Genomic DNA, 17175 nt, shown 5'->3' with positions numbered 1-17175 from the left:
ACAAGAATATGAGTAAGAACAGCGAATTTGATAATATCTCCTTTGATCTTCCAAAGAATCAAAGCAACGTTATAAAGGTCATTGGTGTAGGTGGTGGTGGTAGCAATGCTATTAATCACATGTTCCAAGCAGGAATTAACGGAGTTGATTTTGTAATCTGTAATACAGATTCACAGGCATTAGACAATAGTCCCGTGCCTAACAAAATACAATTAGGTGTTTCATTAACAGAAGGTTTGGGTGCTGGTGCCAATCCTGAAGTTGGAGAACAGGCTGCAATGGAAAGTATGGAGGAAATCAAATCGATGTTGGACTCTACGACAAAGATGATTTTCATTACTGCAGGTATGGGTGGGGGAACAGGTACTGGTGCTGCTCCCGTCATAGCCAAGTTTGCTAAGGAAATGGATGTTCTTACAGTAGGTATTGTTACGATGCCATTCCAATTTGAAGGAAGAATGCGTGTTGAACAAGCACAACGTGGTATTGAGAAATTACGAAAAAATGTAGATTCGCTGATCGTCATTAATAACAATAAATTAAGAGAAGTATACGGTAACCTTGGTTTTAAAGCTGGTTTCTCTAAAGCTGATGAAGTGTTAGCAACGGCTGCTAGAGGTATCGCCGAAGTTATTACACATCACTACACACAAAACATAGATTTACGTGACGCTAAAACGGTACTTTCTAATAGTGGTACTGCTATTATGGGGTCTGCAATCTCCTCTGGCTCTGCAAGAGCTAATGAAGCAATCATGAAAGCTTTAGACTCACCGTTATTGAACGATAATAAAATTCAAGGAGCTAAAAACGTATTGTTATTAATCGTTTCTGGCGCACAAGAAATTACTATTGATGAAATAGGCGAAATAAATGATCATATTCAAATCGAAGCTGGTTACGGAGCAAACATCATTATGGGTGTTGGTGAAGATGAAAGCTTAGGAGAGGCTATTGCCGTTACGGTAATTGCCACGGGTTTTAATATAGAGCAGCAGGATGATATCGTTAATACGGAGTCGAAAAAAATCATTCATACCTTAGAAGACGGTCAACGCGCAGAGGCAATGTTGCTGTCCAATTCCAAAACTGTGCATACTTTGGAAATGGATGAAGAAGAGGTGAAAGTTAAAGAAGTAAAGCCCGTTGCCAAATATGAATTTGTTGATGAGGCAGATTTCGATTTAATACCGACAACGAACTATATTAAGAATTTTAATGTTTTTTACGAGGAAGTAGTTGCTCATAATGTTAAAGAGGAAGATTTCGTAATTATAGATTCACCATCATCGTTAAGAGATATTGAGGTGGTTGATCCTGAAGTGTTGAAAACGAAAGATGTTGAAGAAGATGATTTTGCCATAGGTTTCGACATGCCATTAAGGGATGAAGAAAAGGAAAATGTGATCACTTTTAACTTACATGATGAAGTGAAAGATTTAGATGTAAACGATAGTATTGAAATCATACCCGTTTTGGAATATAACAAGAATGGTGAAAAACGCTATAGTTTGGATGATTACATGCAATTGGAAAGTAAATTGACTGGTGCAAAATCAAAAGCAGAAGAGTTTGAGCCAAAGATTATTGAAGATGAATTGATATTCGAAAAAAAGACTGTAGCACCAAAAAGAGAAGTACGTCCAGAAGAACAACTTGATCCAATGGAAACACCGATAGAAGAGTTGTTGCGTGATAGAGCTGATGAGCGTAGAAGAAAACTTAAAGATTTCAACTATAAGTTCAAAACAAATACACCTAGCAGTTATGATGAAAAGAAGCCTGCTTACCAAAGACAAGGTGTAAATTTAAACGATAATCCTAGAGAGAGTAAAATTTCTAGAACATCGCTTAGTGGTGATAGTAATGATGATATTCAATTACGTTCAAATAACTCATTTTTACATGATAATGTAGATTAGAGATAGCGTATATCAAATATTTTTAAACCCGAATACTAAGTTAGTTTTCGGGTTTATTTTTTATCTTCGCAAACCAAAATAAGGAAGCTATGAGTTTACAGCAAAAAGTAATGGAGCAATTGAAATTGGCTATGAAAGCTAAAGATAAGGTTGCATTAGAATCACTTAGAGCTATAAAATCTGCGCTCTTAATGGCAAGTACTAGTGGTGATGGTGAAATCACAGAAGATGACGAAATACAATTAGTACAGAAATTAGTAAAACAAAGAAAAGATAGTGCTGCAATATTTATAGAGCAAGGAAGACAAGATCTTGCAGATCCAGAATTGGCGCAAATTGCTGTTATTGAGCAATTTTTACCAGAACAACTTACAGAAGAGGAAGTAGAGAAAGTAGTAGTTCAAACTATTGACTCAATAGGTGCTTCAGGAATGAAGGATATGGGTAAGGTAATGGGAATTGTTTCTAAAGAATTAGCAGGACAAGCTGATGGTAAATTAATATCTACCATTGTTAAAAATAAATTATCTTAAGTCTCAGTATTTAATTTAAATACTGAATAATAATGGCCTCGTGGCGCAACTGAATAGCGCATCAGATTTCGGCTCTGAGGGTTGGGGGTTTGAATCCCTTCGAGGTCACTAGTAAAAAAGCCACATCTGTGAAAGATGTGGCTTTTGTTTTTATAATAATAAAAGGGATTTCTTGGTTAATACTTTAATTGCTTTCTGAAGTGACCGAATTTGAGATTATATCTTTAATAATCATTTTGGCATGAATTCGGGAGTTTTCGATAAACCATTTATGGGTTTCCATTCCTCCGCAAATTACCCCTGCCAAGTAAAGTCCTTTAATATTGGTTTCCATCGTTTCTGGGTCGTAGGCCGGCAGCTTTTTCTCGTCATTGCTGATTTGTACACCTAACATTTCTAAAAACTTAAAATTAGGTTTGTAGCCTGTAAGGGCTAGTATAAAATCATTATCAATTTCGACATCTCCGGTTTGTGTTGCTAATGTTATTTTGTCTTTTATAATTGTCTTTACTGTTGAATTATAATATGCCTTAATACTTCCTTCTTCAATTCGATTAATTATATCTGGTCGAACCCAATATTTTACGCGTTGCCCTACCTCTGATCCACGAATAATCAAAGAAACCTCTGCACCTTTACGATAACACTCTAGGGCAGCATCAATGGCAGAATTACTGGCGCCAACAACCGCTACTTTTTGACCTGAGTAGTAATGGGGATTGTCATAATAATGAACTACTTTATCCAAATTTTCACCGGGTACATTCAATAAGTTAGGAATGTCGTAAAAACCTGTAGCTACGACAATTTGTTGCGCGGTATAGGTAGTTTTATCTGAAGTTATGGTAAAGGTCTCATCAACTTTTTTGACGTCCTCTACTTTTTCAAACAAATGAATATTCAATTTGTTAGAGGTTACAATACGTCTATAGTATTCTAAAGCCTCATCTCTTTTGGGCTTGGCTTCTTTGCTAATAAAAGGAATTTCATCAATCTCAAGTTTTTCTGAAGAAGAGAAAAATTGCATATTCGAAGGGTAATGGAAAAGAGAATTTACGATGGGTCCTTTTTCTAAGATAAGGTAACTAAGACCATTTTTCTTTGCTTCTAATCCGCATGCAATCCCTATCGGTCCTCCACCGATGATGATGATATCAAATTCAGTTTTCATCCCTTTAATTCTTTTATTGTATTTATCGGATCTGAACTTTTAAAAACAAAGCTTCCTGCAACCAATATGTCAGCACCTGCGTCAACTAATTTTCGTGAATTTGCTGTGGTTACACCTCCGTCAATTTCAATTAAAGCGGATGAATTCTTTCTTTTGATTAAAGCTTTTAAGGCTTTGACCTTATCATACGTATGTTCAATGAATGATTGGCCGCCAAAACCAGGGTTAACACTCATAATTAATACCACATCGATATCTTTAATGGTATCTTCTAACAGTATTATATTAGTATGTGGATTTAAGGCAACACCAGCTTTCATGCCATGTGCTTTAATTGCTTGCAATGTTCTGTGTAAATGAGTGCATGCTTCGTAGTGAACGGTTAAAATGCTTGCTCCTAAATTGGCAAATTCTTCAATGTAGCGGTCAGGGTCAACAATCATTAAATGGACGTCTAATGGTTTAGTGGCACTTTTCTGAATTGCCTTAACCACAGGCATTCCGTATGAAATGTTCGGAACAAAAACTCCGTCCATGACATCAATATGGTGGAAATCAGCTTCACTTGCATTTACCATTTCTACATCACGTTGAAGATTTCCGAAATCTGCAGCTAATAGTGATGGCGCTATACTTGGCTTTTTCATTTTATATACCCTTAAAATTCATTACAAAAATAAGGATTCTGTTAAACCTTCAGGGTAAGGTTTAACAGAATCCTCTCTCTCCGATTTATACTCTTTTATTCGATAGGAGTTAAACCGTTCTTATTTAAAATAGGATTCGCTTTTGGTTTATAACTTTCCAACACTGAATTTAACTTCCCGATTTGAACATCAAGCTCTGCTGATAGTTCTTCATATACTTTGTATGCTCCATTGGTAGGTTTTGCTTCACCTGATTCAACACTTCGTCGCAATGATGCTAAACGGTTGTTTAACTTAATAGGGAAGTTTAAAGGATCTTGGCCAGATTGGTTCTTAACCTGGTATAACTCTTCTTCTATGGTCGATAAATCATTTAAAAAAGGAGTTATGATTTTTTTATAATCATTTGATTCAATTTTATCCTTAACCTCTTTGAATGTAGTTTTGATTTTACGTATTTGTATCACCGCTTCATTAGCTATAGTGGTTTTTTCCATTATTTTGTTCGACAAATTAAATTGTTCATCCAAATCTTCTTTAGTGATTCCTTTAAGATTTGGATCCATTTCTAATTCAAAGGAATATGTTTTTTCATAATCCCCTGACTTCATTTTTACTTTATAAGTACCTAATGGTGCTTTCGGACCCCTTGCAGGTCTTGCACTCCAAATAATCATACCGTCAAAAGTAGTTGCGCCAGTATATCTTAGGTCCCACGTAAAAGTATTTATTCCTTTTGCAGTTGTAGGTTTTGAGGAGCCTCCACGTAACCAATATGGTAAATTAGGGTCTACTTCATACTTTGGTTTACTACCTGTGAACGTATTTATCAATTTATCATTGGCGTCATAAATTTCAAAAGTGATCGTATCTTTCTGGTCTTTTAGGTAATATTGAATAGATGCATCAGTTAATCCTCTATAGGTATTGCTAGGTTGAAATAATATAGCATCTTGTTTTGCCATTTCTGGAGTAAACTGTCTCAGCGGTTGTATATCATCTAAAATCCAAAATCCTCTTCCGTGGGTTCCTAAAACCACATCATTATCTTTTATTACTAAATCACGTACAGGCGTGTCTGGTAGTTTTAATTGTAGACTCTGCCATAACTCACCATCGTTCATAGAAAAGTAAACACCGTGCTCTGTGGCTAAAAATAGAAGACCTTCTCTAACTGGGTCTTCACGTACAGCTCTTGCAAAATGACCATCTTCGATACCATTGATAATTTTTGTCCAAGTTTTGCCATAATCATGGGTTTTAAAAACATAGGGCTGTCTGTCATCAACCTGATAACGGTTAGCAGCTACGTATAACGTACCAGGATTGTGGATAGATTCATCAATAATACTTACTCGTGAAAATTTTGGTAATTCTTTTGGTGTAATGTCAGACCAATTTTTGCCACCATCTCTAGTAATATGAATTTTTCCATCATCAGAACCTGCCCAGATGGTATTGATATCGTGGTTGGATGGAGCAAGGGCAAATACGGTAGCGTATATTTCAGGACCGTTCATATCCATGGTGATAATTCCACCAGTTTTGCCCAATGTAGATGGATCTGCATACGTAAGGTCAGGACTAATTTTTTCCCATGATTGTCCGTCATCTGTTGTTTTCCAAACATGTTGCGAACATGTATACATAACATTTGAATCTTTTGGGGCGAACATAATAGGGAACGTCCACTGCCAGCGTTCTGGTAAGGCACTTGCCGGTTCACCAGAGAAAAACCGTGGATACACTTGTATGTCACGTGACTGACCATTACTTCTATCATATCTAGTTAAAAGGGCCCCTTGGCTACCTGCATAGAAAATATCGTTATTTTTTGGATGCTGTGTAATCCAGCCACTTTCTCCTCCACCAACGGCATAAGCCCATCCATCACCTTGTCCACGTGCCTGCATATGTTCCCAACCATCGCTTGGTACAGCGATCGTACTATTATCTTGTTGAGCACCGGCCACATGATAGGGAATATCATTAGTTGCCATTACGTGGTACAATTGAGTAGTAATATAATCCTCTTCTGTCCAAGACTTACCTCCATTGATACTAACGACGCCACCACCATCATTGGAAGAAATCATACGTTCTGGATTATTAGGGTCAATCCATAAATCATGGTTATCGCCGTGTGGCACTTTTATTTCTGTATCAAAAGTTTTACCACCATCAGTAGATTTCCAGAAATCAACATTGAGTCCATACACAATATCTTTATCGAAAGGATCCGCATAAATTCTAGAGTAATAGAAAGCACGTTGTCTTAACTTTCGCTCATCATTAGTTCTTTCCCATGTTTTACCAGCATCATCTGAGCGAAAAACACCACCTTCATTTGCTTCTACAACTGCCCAAACACGATTGGAATCGGCCGGGGATACGGTAACACCAATTTTACCAATAGGGCCTTCTGGCATACCTGGATTTTTTGTTAGATCCGTCCATGTTTCACCTGCATCGGTAGATTTCCATAATTTACAATCGGGTCCGCCGCTCCACATTTTCCATGCTTTTCGTTGAACTTGCCATGTACTTGCATAAAGAACTTTAGGATTATTTCTGTCGATGATTAAATCTACCGCACCCGCTTTGTCGCTAACATATAATGTCTTTTTCCATGTATTTCCACCATCTGTACTTTTAAAAACCCCACGTTGTTCATTATCACCATATGGGTGACCAAGAGCAGCAACATAAACAATATCAGGATTTGTAGGATGAATTCTAATTCTAGATACTGCTTGGGTTTCTTCTAGTCCTAAGTGCCTCCATGTTTTACCACCATCTTTAGTCTTATAGACACCATCTCCTTGCGTTATGCTACCGCGAAGTTGTACCTCTCCCATACCGATATATACAATATCAGGATTGGTTTCTGCGATAGCTACTGCACCAACTGAAGAACTTGTAATTTGGCCGTCTGTAACTGGTGCCCATTCATTACCACCATCGGTAGTTTTCCAAAGTCCACCACCTGTTGCTCCAAAATAATATTCATTAGGTCTGCCAGGGCTACCTGCTGAACCTAATGAACGGCCACCGCGAATAGGACCAATATTTCTCCATTCTAAATTTTCATAAAAAGATTGGTCTAATGGGGATGTTGAAGCTGTTTTGTCTGATTTCTTTTGAGCAAAACTTGTGCTATAAGATGATAGCGTAAATACAAGAAATAGATAGAAATACTTAATATTCATAATCGTTGAAGTTTGGTTGGATTGATTTTAAAAATATCAGTTTGAAATTAATCAATTATTATACTATTCGTAAGTCATTTTTAAATTTTAACGGGTTGTAGACATGTTTAATATGTTAAGCCCATTTAATAGCTTTTCACTTAAGAATAATTTCGAAATTGAACTTGTATTTTATGATTTTGGTAATTAAAAAAGCCTCCTTTTATGAGGCTTTAATTTGAATTTGGTTAGTTAACTGTTACTCTTTCCTTGAATATATTTTATGTTTTTCATCTCCACCAGCAATGATGTATGCAAATAAATCGACAACCTCTTGCTCATTCAATCTATTCAATAAAGCTGGTGGCATAGGTGATACCGGCGAAAGTTCTTTTTTGAGAATGGCATTCTTGGCAATGCTAACCGTGTAGCTTTCGTTGAACGGATTGGGCATTATCACGATAGAATCTCCAGTTTCAGATTTAATTCGACCGGCCAGTTTCGCGTCGTCCTTTAAATGAAAAAGAGTGTTTGCATATTGGTCTGAAATTTCATCGTTCGGGCTATAAATAGCGAACATTAAGTCATAGGTACTGAATTTAGAATGTGCTTGGGTAAGATCAGGACCAGCAGCACCACCTTCACCACGCATTCTGTGACACAATACACAGTTTGCCGAAGCAAATGCTCTTTTGCCAGCTTTTATATTGCCTATGTAGTTATCTAAGCCGCCCCAAACGACATCGCCCATATTTTCGCCGGTGTAATTTTTACCCGGTCCAAAAGGTTGTGGTAAATCTGCCACTGCGCTAGATGGAGAGTATACTCCGGAAATTTCTTGAAAATAATCTCTTTCTTTTTCTGGAACATGAGTTAGGGCTCGTTGCCTTACATTTTCCATATAGGCTTTAAAGCTCATACCACCCTTAGAGCCTAACACATCAAAATACCAAGAAAAATAACGTGTTCTTAAATCTTTGTTCCATCCATTTTCGGCATTGCTTAATAGCATACCGTAATAAATAGCTTCACTTGGCGGCATTTTAGCGATAACAGCTCTAATTAATGGTCCATATTGCTCACTACGCAAGGTGGCTTCATTAGATAGCATCTCAACACCTTCTGTAACTGTTTTTTGCGCTGTATGATATTCGAGTCTTTCTACGAGTTTTTTAACTATACCGTCAGCTTCTAAGTATAATAGTATCTGAGCCAATTCTTTACTTACTGCACTATTTGTTGCAGGAAATAATGGATTTAGGAGCTTTATGAGTTTTTGTTTCTCGCTCTTGTTTGGCATTCCCAATCTAATAAAATTTAGAGAATAGGTACGAAGTAAATCCATTTGTAATTCAGCATCTAAAGTAGAAATGGGTATTGCCATTAATTTTTTCAAAATCAACGATTGAAGTTGTTGATCGCCCTGATGATTTAAGGCAATACTACTTTCAATAATTTTTCTGTAGTCGGCTTCGTTTTTGTAATTGTCTAACCAAGAAGTTATAGGTTGATGTTCTAAGGCAATTCTTGAGGCGTATCTTATAAATCGGTCCTTATTTGCTAAATGCTCCCATGCCAATTCTGTGCCTTTTGGAGAAACCGTTACATGGTACTCTTCTATTTGTTTACGCAGATTTCGTTCATGTGTGTTTTTTGAATTTACCTGAGATGTTTTGGTTGTATCTGAGCCTGTATATCGCAGACGGTAGAGGTGAGAATCTAGTCGACGACCACCCGTTGCAAAATATAAATTACCATCATTGCCAGTAATCATATCTGTTAAGGGTAGGGGGGTTCCTGATAAGAATTCTTCCCTTTTGGCTTCATAAGTACTTTCTTTCTCAATTAAATCAATAAAATAAACGGTGCCAAAACTCCAATCCATTGCCAATAGTCCATTTTTATATCTTTCTGGAAAATTTAATGAAGAGGTTGATAAAACTGCGGTTGGTGATCCTTGTTCTAAATTATGCACTGCAGGTAAATTGTCGGGATAATAGGCAGGCCATTTTCCGGATCCTGTTCGCCAGCCGTATTCACTACCGCTAGTAACATGGCAAATTCTTGTTGGTCTATACCATGGCATACCAATATCCCATTCCATGTCTGCATCATAGGTAAAAAGTTCACCGTCAGAATTAAAAGCAATATCAAAAGGATTCCTAAAACCTGCAGAAATTAATTCAAAAGATGAACCATCAGGATCAAATTTGGTTATCCATCCACCCGGTGCTTTAATGTCATTTGCATGACCTCTGGCATCTAAATAAGGGGTAAAGAGGTTGTCCTCGTCCCAGTTGCTAGGTAAGCGACTATTTTGTTTTATACTTTCAGGTATTAATGTATGGTTACCGGCAATGAAATAAATTTCTTTACCATCTGGTGATAATATAAAACTATGGGGCCCATGTTCTCCGCTTCCTTCTAATTTAAGAAGCATTTTTACGGTATCTAACTTGCCATCATTATTAGTATCGGTTATCCGATAGATGCCACTACCATTTTTTTGGTCCTCGATAGTTTCTTCATCCCAATTTTTATTAACCGCAACATACAAACTATTGAACGCCCACAATAAGCCATGTGCTTCTCCAATTTCTAAATCTAATGGGGTTACATCAGTTGTTTTGAGAACGTCGCCAATTTCAGGAGTTGCGAATTGATATAGTTTGCCATATTGATCACAGGCAAACATGGTGCTATTATCACCTTGTGCCAATGCTACCCATGAGCCTTGTTTGAAATTGCTGGGATGATAAATTTCTTCGAGTATGAAATCTTTTGGAGTGTTAAATTTTATACTTGTTTCTTCTGCTATTTCTTTTTCTTTCTCATTGCAAGAAAATAATAGCAAAGCAGTAAAGAAGGTAATGAGGTGCTTGGTTGTTGTCATTGGTTCTTTGTATTGGTCTTTTAAAGATACAAAGTAACATTGTGCAGTTCTCAGTCTAATTGACGTAATCCTTCATAAATTGAAATGGCCACTGCGTTAGCTAAATTTAAACTTCTAATATGTTCGCTGTAGAGTGGAATTTTGACTGTTTTTTGTTTGTTCTGAGATAAAATGGAATTAGATAGTCCAATGGATTCCTTACCAAAAACAAGGAACATGTCATCTTTAAATTTTATATCCCAATGATTTTTAGTTGCAGTAGCAGAAAAGAAAATCATTTCTTTTTCGTGATGTTGTTCAAAAAACGATTCTACATTTTCATAAATTATAACGTCGAGGTACTGCCAATAATCTAAACCAGCACGTTTTAAACGTTTGTCGCTAAGTTCAAAGCCGAAAGGTTTAACAAGATGAAGTGTAGATCCTGTGGCAAGCGCCAACCTACCTATATTACCCGTGTTATTAGGTATTTCGGGTTCTATTAATACAATATTGAAACTCATTACTTTTTAAAGGATTGTAAATATAAATGTTCTACTTTTTCTCTTGCCCAAGGAGTTCTTCTTAGAAATTTTAAACTTGATTTAATAGATGGATTACTTTTGAAACAATTAATATCGATTTGACCAGCCAAATCTTCCCATGAATACTTTTCAGTAAGTTCTTCTAGTATAGTCACTAGTTTAACACCATGAAGCGGATTATTAGGTTGGGTTTCAGAATTCATCAATATAATATTAGTGTTGTTTAGGTGATTCAGTTATTTCTGGAATGCAATGTACATAGATAAGGGCGGTACTTCTATTTTATTTTTCAATCTTCGTTTACCTTTTAAATCAAAATTGTCTCCAGAAACGGCTTCTTGCCAAGTCCCTTTTATATCATGGTAAATTACGTTGTTGGTAGCATTGTAAATAACAAGAATACTTTTCCAATTATCATCATTAGCATTACCTTTTATACTATAAGATAAAATTCCATCTTCAACGGTATTGAATTTTAAATGATTTACTACATCTGTGGCATTATTCATTTTAAACGCTGGATGTGCTTTACGTAGTGAAATTAGATTTTTATAATACTCAAATACCGCTTTATGTTGAACTTTCCAATCCCAATCTATTTGGTTTATACTATCTGGTAAATTATAGGAATTATGCTCTCCGTTTTTGGTACGAAGCATTTCAACACCTGCATGTAAAAATGGGGTTCCTTGAGAGGTTAGCACAATGGCATTCGCCAATTTATCCATACCAATTAACTCTTCTGTGTCAGCTTCGGGTTTTGAGATTTTTAATTTATCGAATAAAGTATGATTGTCATGACATGATGCATAATTTATAGATTGCCAAGGCTCTAATGTCCATGGGGCATTTGAATAGTTGACTTTTTCATAATCAAGTTGAGGATGTTGAATAGCACCTACAATTCCGAATTTTATAGATTCTTCGGTGTCTTTTGCACCGCTAACAAAACCGGTACTTTCATCATTAAAAACAGAACCTTTTATTCCGTCACGAATGTCATCACTAAAAGCAGCAATTTGAGGTAGCTGCTGCATGTGTTTTTTAAGTGCACGTTTTTCTTCTGGTAAGGGGGAGTCTTTGGCAGTCCACCCTTCACCATATAATAATGCATCAGGATTTATTTTTTTTACAGCTTCCGATATTTTATTCATGGTTTCAATGTCATGAATTCCCATAAGGTCTATTCGAAAACCGTCAAGGTGATATTCCTTGGTCCAATAGGTCATAGATTCTATGATGAATTTTTGCATCATGGCACGTTCAGAAGCTGTTTCGTTACCGCAAGCTGCCGCATCGGCATAAGAGCCATCTTGCCAATGACGAAAATAGTATTCGGGTACTTCTTGATTGAAATTAGCCTTTGCGGTCTTCCCTGTATGATTGTAGGCTACATCTAATATAACACCAATGCAATTATCATGAAAAGCTTTCACCATTTGTTTAAATTCCTTTATCCTTACTTCAGCATTAAAAGGGTCTGATGAAAAAGAACCTTCGGGCACATTGTAGTTTTGAGGATCATAGCCCCAATTGAATTGAGGTGTGTTTAAGTTGGTTTCGTCAATAGAATAATGGTCAAAAGTGGGTAATAGATGCACATGTGTAATTCCTAACTCCTTTAAATGGTCTATTCCGGTAGTTACATTTGCAGGGCCTTTCGTGCTCTTCTCCACTAAACCTAAATAAGAACCGGGTAAAGAAGATCCAGATTTAGTGTGAATAGTCATATCTCTAATATGAAGCTCATAAATAATAGCTTCGTTCAAATAGTTTATTTGCGGGCCTTTATCTTTGTTCCATTCTTTAGGATTTGTTGTTTCTAAATCTAACACCATAGCTCTATTGCCATTAACGCCAACAGCTTTGGCGTATATGCCTGGTGTTTCGGATAGCCATAAATTATCTATTTTAACCTGATACGTGTAATAAGTGCCATTTAAGTCACCATCAACTTTTAGTTGCCATATGCCATTCGCTTCTTTTTTTAACGGTTTGGCGGTAAAGGGTTCAGAGCTATTTCCGGTTTTAAATAATCTTAGAACAATCTCTTTTGCATTTGGTGACCATAATTTAAATACCGTTGATTCTTTAGTATAACTATGCCAAAGGTTTTCATTTATTGGTGTGGGATAACTATCAAAATCTGTAGTTTTTTTTTGATTTTTACAAGAAATTAAAAGCGTGACACCCATTATAATTAATATAAATTGTTTCATTGGTATTAGGTGATAGTGATCTAATATAAGGAAGATTAATTTGAGAGCATTTGTTGTTTTTATAATCGGTCGAATACTTTTACAGACTATTATAAATGAAAAAACTCCGGTAATCAGCCGGAGTTTATTCATCAATCAAAAAACGAACAGTCATGATAAACTGTTGTTACCGTTAAAATTACAATTAATATGCCATAAAACCAATTTAGGATATATTTAACGTGTAATTTTTATAGCTTGAACGCTTAGGATTTTTAACCCAAATACGTTTTTAATATTTTACTTCTAGAGGTATGCTTTAATCTTCTAATCGCTTTTTCCTTTATTTGACGAACTCTTTCTCTTGTTAGGTCAAAGGTTTCACCAATTTCTTCCAAAGTCATAGAATGTTGACCTGCAAGGCCAAAGTACAAACGAATAACATCTGCCTCACGCGGAGTCAATGTTTCTAATGCACGCTCAATTTCTGTACGAAGTGACTCATGTAATAACTCTCTATCAGGATTTGGAGACTCACCACTACGAAGTACATCATAAAGGTTAGAATCTTCACCATCAATAAGAGGCGCATCCATAGATACGTGTCTACCTGAGTTTTTTAAAGATTGTTTTACGTCCTCAACGGTCATATCCAATTCTTTTGCAATTTCTTCTGGAGAAGGCATTCTTTCATGCGCTTGCTCTAGAAAAGCAAAAGTTTTGTTGATTTTGTTGATAGAACCAATTTTGTTCAATGGCAAACGAACGATACGAGATTGCTCTGCCAATGCTTGTAATATAGATTGACGGATCCACCATACGGCGTAGGAGATAAATTTAAATCCCCGCGTTTCGTCAAAACGCTGTGCAGCTTTAATTAGACCAAGGTTACCCTCGTTAATTAAATCTGGTAAAGTAAGGCCTTGGTTTTGGTACTGCTTTGCAACTGAAACCACGAATCTGAGGTTGGCTTTTGTAAGTTTTTCAAGAGCGATCTGGTCGCCTGCCTTGATGCGTTGTGCCAACTCTACTTCTTCATCAGCGGTAATCAAGTCTACTTTTCCAATTTCTTGTAAGTACTTGTCCAAAGATGCGGTCTCCCTATTGGTGACCTGTTTTGTAATCTTAAGCTGTCTCATTAAAATAAATTAAGTTCAATTTGCATAGACTGCATATACTTATACGTAAAAAACTTCCGAATGTTACAATTGAAGGTAAAAAACTTTGTTTTTCTGTTGAAATGCATAAAAAAAGCCCCAACATATATGTCGAGGCCTCCTTTTTAAACTTACAAAGAATTAATCTCTTCTTGGTTTTCTATCGCGATTACGGTCATTTCCACGACGGTCATCTCTTTTTTTATCATCACGTGGTGGTCTTTCTACAAAACCTTCTGGTTTTGGTAAAAGAGCTTTACGAGAAACTTTCTCTTTTCTTGTTCTTGGATCAAGACCAAAATATTTAACATCAAACACATCTCCCATGTTTACCACATCGGTTACATTTTCAGTTCTTTCCCATGCTAATTCAGAAACGTGAAGTAAAACTTCGTTTCCTGGAGCATCCATATACTCAACAACAGCACCAAAATCTAGCATTTTGATCACTTTTACTTCGTAAACACTACCTACAGTAGGTTTAAACAATATAGCGTCGATTTTTGCCATAACAGCATTGATACCTTCTTGTCCTACACCTAAAATTTCAACGATACCTTCTTCAGTTACTGGATCTTCGTTTATAACGATAGTGGTCTCAGTTTCTTTTTGCATCTCTTGAATCACTTTTCCTCCAGGTCCGATTAAAGCACCAATGAATTCGTTAGGAACTCTACGCGTAACCATTGTTGGCGCATGTTCTTTAACACTTTCTGCTGGAGTGGAAATAGTATCGGTAATTTTACCTAAGATATGTAAACGGCCTTCACGAGCTTGTTTTAGTGCATTTACTAAAATCTCATAAGACAATCCTTTTACTTTAATGTCCATTTGGCAAGCAGTAATACCTTCTGAAGTACCGGTAACTTTAAAGTCCATATCACCTAAGTGATCTTCATCACCTAAAATATCGGAAAGAACTGCATATTTTCCGGTTTTTGCATCAGAAATCAACCCCATTGCAATACCTGAAACTGGTCTTATCATTTTTACACCAGCATCCATTAATGCCATTGTACCAGCACAAACAGTTGCCATAGAAGAAGAACCGTTAGATTCTAATACTTCAGATACTACACGTACTGTGTAAGGACAATCTGCAGGAATCATTCCTTTTAGACCACGTTGAGCCAAGTTACCATGACCAACTTCTCTTCTAGATGTTCCTCTTAATGGTCTTGCTTCACCTGTGCAAAAAGGAGGGAAGTTATAGTGTAAATAGAAATTTTCTTCACCTTCGTGAGATGGCATATCTATTTTGTTTGCATCTCTAGAAGTTCCTAAAGTTACAGTTGCCAATGCTTGAGTTTCACCTCTAGTGAAAATTGCAGAACCATGTGTTGATGGTAAATAATCAATTTCACACCAAATTGGTCTAATCTCATCTGTCTTACGACCGTCTAAACGTAAGCCTTCATCTAGGGTTAGGTTTCTTATCGCAGCTTTTTCAGCTTTAGAGTAATACTTAGATACCAAATCACCATAATCAGCTAATTCTTCTTCAGAAAATGTTGCTTTGATTTCAGCTTTAATTTCAGCGAAGGCAGCACTTCTTTCGTGTTTAGCAGATCCAGCTTTTGCAATGGCATATACTTTATCGTATGCCATGTCATGAACTTTCTTAGCTAAATCTTCATCTTCTCTTTCTTCTGCGTACTCACGTACTTCTTTTTTACCGAAAGCTTCAGCCAATTTTACTTGCGCAGCACATTGTACTTTAATGGCTTCATGAGCAAATTTGATAGCTTCCGCCATTTCTTCTTCAGAAATTTCGTCCATTTCACCTTCAACCATCATTACAGAATCGGCAGATGCTCCAATCATCATATCGATGTCAGATTCTGCTAATTGTGCTCTAGTTGGGTTAATGACAAATTCGCCATTAACACGACCAACTCTTGCTTCAGAGATAGGGCATTCGAATGGGAAATCAGATAATTGAATAGCAGCTGAAGCAGCTAATCCTGCCATAGCTTCTGGCATAACGTTTTCGTCATGAGACATTAACTGAATCATCACTTGCGTTTCTGCATGGTAATCTTTTGGGAATAATGGGCGTAATACACGATCCACTAAACGCATAGTCAAAACTTCACCATCACTTGGTCTTGCTTCTCTTTTGAAGAAACCACCAGGGTAACGACCTGCGGCTGCAAATTTTTCACGGTAATCTACCGTAAGTGGAAGAAAGTCCACATCGCTTTGTTTGTAATTGGAAACAACTGTACATAATAACATACATTTTCCTGATTGTACAACAACAGAACCGTGGGCCTGCTTTGCCAATTTTCCGGTTTCGATAGAAATTTCTCTACCGTCACCAAGGTCTATGACCTCTTTAAATACTTTTGGAATCATAAAATTTGATTAAAACCTGCACATTGCAGATTTGTTAAACAATGGTCTTTCCGACTAATTTCTCTGGTCGGAGTTGTTGTGTTGTTGTGTTGACCAATGAAAAACCGTGTGTAGCTTTTTGTGTTCGCCTTTGCTAATGATTAGCTAAATCTCCTAAGGCACGGAGTAATTAAAAAAAAAGGGGATAGTTGCCTATCCCCTTTTTGCACTATTATTTTCTAATACCAAGCTCTACAATTAGCTCTCTGTATTTTACAATATCATTTTTAATCATGTAATCAAGAAGACTTCTTCTTTTACCTACGAGTTTCACAAGTGAACGCTCAGTATTGTAATCTTTATGATTTTTTTTCAAGTGACCGGTCAAGTGATTGATTCGGTGTGTGAACAATGCGATTTGGCCTTCTGTAGAACCTGTGTTCTCTGCTTTACCGCCGTGTTTCTTGAAAATTTCTGACTTTACTTCTTTTGTTAGATACATTCCAATATTATTTTAAATGATTTTTATGTATTATGATTGATTTTCAACCAGGCTGCAAAGATACTCTTTTTTTGAAATAAGAAACTATTTCAAATTAAGAAAA

12 protein-coding genes and 1 tRNA gene are annotated in these 17175 nt (G+C 36.5%); 3 read left to right on the top strand and 10 right to left on the bottom strand.

Annotated elements, in window-relative coordinates:
• Positions 1 to 8 precede the first annotated feature (8 nt).
• The 3 genes from ftsZ (at position 9) to AAC084_RS18555 (ending at position 2563) form a co-directional block, all read left to right on the top strand.
• The gene (gene ftsZ / locus AAC084_RS18565) at positions 9 to 1922 is read left to right on the top strand and encodes a cell division protein FtsZ (RefSeq protein ID WP_339841768.1); all 1914 of its coding nucleotides are present in this window, start codon (positions 9 to 11) and stop codon (positions 1920 to 1922) included.
• Between the two features lie 89 nt (positions 1923 to 2011).
• Positions 2012 to 2455, top strand: a complete 444-nt coding sequence (locus tag AAC084_RS18560) for a GatB/YqeY domain-containing protein (RefSeq protein WP_339841767.1) — start codon at positions 2012 to 2014, stop codon at positions 2453 to 2455.
• Positions 2456 to 2489: 34 nt separating this feature from the next.
• Positions 2490 to 2563, top strand: a tRNA-Arg gene (locus tag AAC084_RS18555).
• Between the two features lie 76 nt (positions 2564 to 2639).
• On the opposite strand, the gene AAC084_RS18550 is transcribed toward AAC084_RS18555, so the two are convergent.
• The 10 genes from AAC084_RS18550 to rpsO form a co-directional block, all read right to left on the bottom strand.
• Positions 2640 to 3626, bottom strand: coding sequence for a YpdA family putative bacillithiol disulfide reductase (locus AAC084_RS18550; protein ID WP_339841766.1), 987 nt, complete (start codon positions 3624 to 3626; stop codon positions 2640 to 2642).
• Positions 3623 to 4273: a ribulose-phosphate 3-epimerase gene (gene rpe / locus AAC084_RS18545; protein ID WP_339841765.1), complete on the bottom strand. Its 651-nt coding sequence runs from the start codon at positions 4271 to 4273 to the stop codon at positions 3623 to 3625. The genes AAC084_RS18550 and rpe overlap by 4 nt, the downstream gene beginning before the upstream one ends.
• 95 nt (positions 4274 to 4368) lie before the next feature.
• The gene (locus AAC084_RS18540; RefSeq protein WP_339841764.1) at positions 4369 to 7482 is read right to left on the bottom strand and encodes a glycosyl hydrolase; all 3114 of its coding nucleotides are present in this window, start codon (positions 7480 to 7482) and stop codon (positions 4369 to 4371) included.
• 238 nt (positions 7483 to 7720) lie between these two features.
• Positions 7721 to 10354, bottom strand: a complete 2634-nt coding sequence (locus AAC084_RS18535) for a c-type cytochrome (RefSeq protein WP_339841762.1) — start codon at positions 10352 to 10354, stop codon at positions 7721 to 7723.
• Positions 10355 to 10404: 50 nt separating this feature from the next.
• Positions 10405 to 10857, bottom strand: coding sequence for a tRNA (cytidine(34)-2'-O)-methyltransferase (locus AAC084_RS18530; protein ID WP_339841760.1), 453 nt, complete (start codon positions 10855 to 10857; stop codon positions 10405 to 10407).
• Positions 10857 to 11081, bottom strand: a complete 225-nt coding sequence (locus AAC084_RS18525; protein WP_335638389.1) for a VF530 family protein — start codon at positions 11079 to 11081, stop codon at positions 10857 to 10859. The genes AAC084_RS18530 and AAC084_RS18525 overlap by 1 nt, the downstream gene beginning before the upstream one ends.
• Positions 11082 to 11114: 33 nt before the next feature.
• Positions 11115 to 13097, bottom strand: a complete 1983-nt coding sequence (gene pulA / locus AAC084_RS18520) for a type I pullulanase (RefSeq protein WP_339841759.1) — start codon at positions 13095 to 13097, stop codon at positions 11115 to 11117.
• A 254-nt stretch (positions 13098 to 13351) separates the two neighbouring features.
• On the bottom strand, positions 13352 to 14215 hold the full coding sequence (locus AAC084_RS18515; RefSeq protein ID WP_027067982.1) for a sigma-70 family RNA polymerase sigma factor: 864 nt from the start codon (positions 14213 to 14215) through the stop codon (positions 13352 to 13354).
• 159 nt (positions 14216 to 14374) lie between these two features.
• Complete coding sequence (locus tag AAC084_RS18510) at positions 14375 to 16591, bottom strand: polyribonucleotide nucleotidyltransferase (protein WP_339841758.1); 2217 nt, start codon at positions 16589 to 16591, stop codon at positions 14375 to 14377.
• 211 nt (positions 16592 to 16802) lie between these two features.
• On the bottom strand, positions 16803 to 17072 hold the full coding sequence (rpsO, locus tag AAC084_RS18505) for a 30S ribosomal protein S15 (RefSeq protein WP_339841757.1): 270 nt from the start codon (positions 17070 to 17072) through the stop codon (positions 16803 to 16805).
• Positions 17073 to 17175: the final 103 nt, after the last annotated feature.

Source organism: uncultured Maribacter sp., from assembly GCF_963977385.1.
In the GTDB taxonomy this organism is placed as follows: Bacteria; Bacteroidota; Bacteroidia; order Flavobacteriales; family Flavobacteriaceae; genus Maribacter.
The sequence above is the reverse complement of the archived record's forward strand: the minus strand, read 5'-3'. Positions and strand labels throughout refer to the sequence as shown.

Excerpts from the sequence above, each read along its gene's own strand:
- ftsZ (WP_339841768.1), top strand. The coding sequence starts at position 9 with ATGAGTAAGAACAGCGAATTTGATAATATCTCCTTTGATCTTCCAAAG.
- AAC084_RS18525 (WP_335638389.1), bottom strand. The coding sequence starts at position 11,081 with ATGAATTCTGAAACCCAACCTAATAATCCGCTTCATGGTGTTAAACTA.
- rpe (WP_339841765.1), bottom strand. The coding sequence starts at position 4,273 with ATGAAAAAGCCAAGTATAGCGCCATCACTATTAGCTGCAGATTTCGGA.
- AAC084_RS18540 (WP_339841764.1), bottom strand. The coding sequence starts at position 7,482 with ATGAATATTAAGTATTTCTATCTATTTCTTGTATTTACGCTATCATCT.
- rpsO (WP_339841757.1), bottom strand. The coding sequence starts at position 17,072 with ATGTATCTAACAAAAGAAGTAAAGTCAGAAATTTTCAAGAAACACGGC.
- AAC084_RS18550 (WP_339841766.1), bottom strand. The coding sequence starts at position 3,626 with ATGAAAACTGAATTTGATATCATCATCATCGGTGGAGGACCGATAGGG.
- AAC084_RS18510 (WP_339841758.1), bottom strand. The coding sequence starts at position 16,591 with ATGATTCCAAAAGTATTTAAAGAGGTCATAGACCTTGGTGACGGTAGA.
- AAC084_RS18530 (WP_339841760.1), bottom strand. The coding sequence starts at position 10,857 with ATGAGTTTCAATATTGTATTAATAGAACCCGAAATACCTAATAACACG.
- AAC084_RS18560 (WP_339841767.1), top strand. The coding sequence starts at position 2,012 with ATGAGTTTACAGCAAAAAGTAATGGAGCAATTGAAATTGGCTATGAAA.
- AAC084_RS18535 (WP_339841762.1), bottom strand. The coding sequence starts at position 10,354 with ATGACAACAACCAAGCACCTCATTACCTTCTTTACTGCTTTGCTATTA.
- pulA (WP_339841759.1), bottom strand. The coding sequence starts at position 13,097 with ATGAAACAATTTATATTAATTATAATGGGTGTCACGCTTTTAATTTCT.
- AAC084_RS18515 (WP_027067982.1), bottom strand. The coding sequence starts at position 14,215 with ATGAGACAGCTTAAGATTACAAAACAGGTCACCAATAGGGAGACCGCA.